The 1,968-nt window shown below is 42.0% G+C and carries 1 protein-coding gene; it reads right to left on the minus strand.

The window, feature by feature from the left end:
* On the minus strand, positions 1-1,968 hold a 1,968-nt coding region (locus DPN68_RS13190; RefSeq protein WP_394336430.1), incomplete at both ends, for a beta strand repeat-containing protein.

The following is a 1,968-nucleotide window of genomic DNA, read 5'->3' on the forward strand; positions in this document are numbered from 1 at the left end:
CCTGCCCATGAACCTGTAACTCCTGCTGGTAAGCCTGAGAAAGTTGCGCCTGTTGCACCAGTAGTAGCTAAATTAATCGTTGTAATTGCTGTATTAATACAAACCGTTTGGTTAGTACCTGCTGCAATTGTGTTTTGTGGATTAACTGTAATAGTTCCCGTTGTAGTCGCTGGTGGACATCCGCCTGTTGTAGTAACAGTATAGTTAAATGTTCCAGCTGCCGTAGGGGTGCCACTAATAGTAGCCACATTACCTGCCCATGAACCTGTAACTCCTGCTGGTAAACCTGAAAAAGTTGCCCCTGTTGCACCAGTAGTAGCTAAATTAATCGTAGTAATTGCTGTGTTGATACAAACCGTTTCACTTGTTCCTGCTGCAATTGTATTCTGTGGAGTAACTGTGATTATTCCTGTTGTAGTCGCTGGTGGACATCCGCCTGTTGTAGTAACAGTATAGTTAAATGTTCCAGCTGCCGTAGGGGTGCCACTAATAGTAGCAACATTTCCTGCCCATGAACCTGTAACTCCTGCTGGTAAGCCTGAGAAAGTTGCGCCTGTAGCTCCGGTTGTTGCTAAGTTAATCGTTGTAATTGCTGTATTGATACAAACCGTTTCACTTGTTCCTGCTACAATTGTATTCTGTGGAGTAACTGTGATTGTTCCTGTAGCTGTAGCTGCCGGAGAACATCCTCCTGTAGTAGTTACCGTATAGTTGAATGTTCCTGATACCGTTGGTGTACCGCTAATAGTATAAGTACTTCCTACTAAGTTACCGGTAACTCCTATAGGTAAGCCAGCTATAGTTACACCAGTTGCACCTCCACCAATTACATAAACAATATTAGTAATACCACTATTGATACAAACGGTTTGAGTAATTGTAGCTACTGCAGAACTTAATGTTATCGTAGGTAATGGATTAATTGTTATATCAAATGTGCTTGTAGATGCTGGACCACATGTGGTAGCTGGATAAAAATAAGTTACTGTATATGTACCTGCTGTACTAGTAGATAAATTAATTTCTCCAGTAGATGAATCAATTGTTAAACCAGCTGTTGAACTATATATTCCTCCTGTAGTGAATCCAGCAATAGTTATCGGTGTTGGATTTGAAGCATTGATACAAACTGGAGTAGTATAGCTAAATCCAGTTACCGGAGTAGTTGTAGGATTAACAATAATAGTACCTGTAGTCGTTGCTGGTGGACATCCGCCTGTTGTAGTTACCGTATAGTTAAATGTTCCAGCTACTGTTGGTGTACCACTGATAGTAGCTACATTGCCTGCCCATGTACCCGTAACTCCTGCTGGTAAGCCTGAAAAAGTTGCGCCTGTTGCACCAGTTGTAGCTAAATTAATCGTAGTGATTGGTGTGTTTTGACAAACAGTTTCACTTGTACCTACTGCAATTGTATTTTGTGGATTAACTGTGATAGTACCCGTAGTAGTCGCTGGCGGACATCCGCCTGTTGTAGTAACAGTATAGTTATATGTTCCAGCTGCTGTTGGAGTACCACTAATAGTAGCCACATTGCCTGCCCAAGTTCCTGAAACTCCTGCTGGTAAACCTGAGAAAGTTGCGCCTGTAGCTCCGGTTGTTGCTAAATTAATCGTAGTAATTGCTGTGTTGATACAAACCGTTTGGTTAGTACCTGCTGCAATTGTATTTTGTGGATTAACTGTAATAGTCCCTGTTGTAGTCGCTGGTGGACATCCGCCTGTTGTAGTTACCGTATAGTTGAATGTTCCAGCTGCTGTTGGAGTACCACTAATAGTAGCAACATTACCTGCCCATGAACCTGTAACTCCTGCTGGTAAGCCTGAGAAAGTTGCGCCTGTTGCACCAGTAGTAGCTAAATTAATCGTAGTGATTGCTGTATTTTGACATACAGTTTCGCTTATTCCTGCTGCAATTGTATTTTGTGGATTAACTGTAATAGTTCCTGTTGTAGTCGCTGGTGGACAT

This window comes from Flavobacterium tibetense, from assembly GCF_003293845.1.
In the GTDB taxonomy this organism is placed as follows: domain Bacteria; phylum Bacteroidota; class Bacteroidia; order Flavobacteriales; family Flavobacteriaceae; genus Flavobacterium; species Flavobacterium tibetense.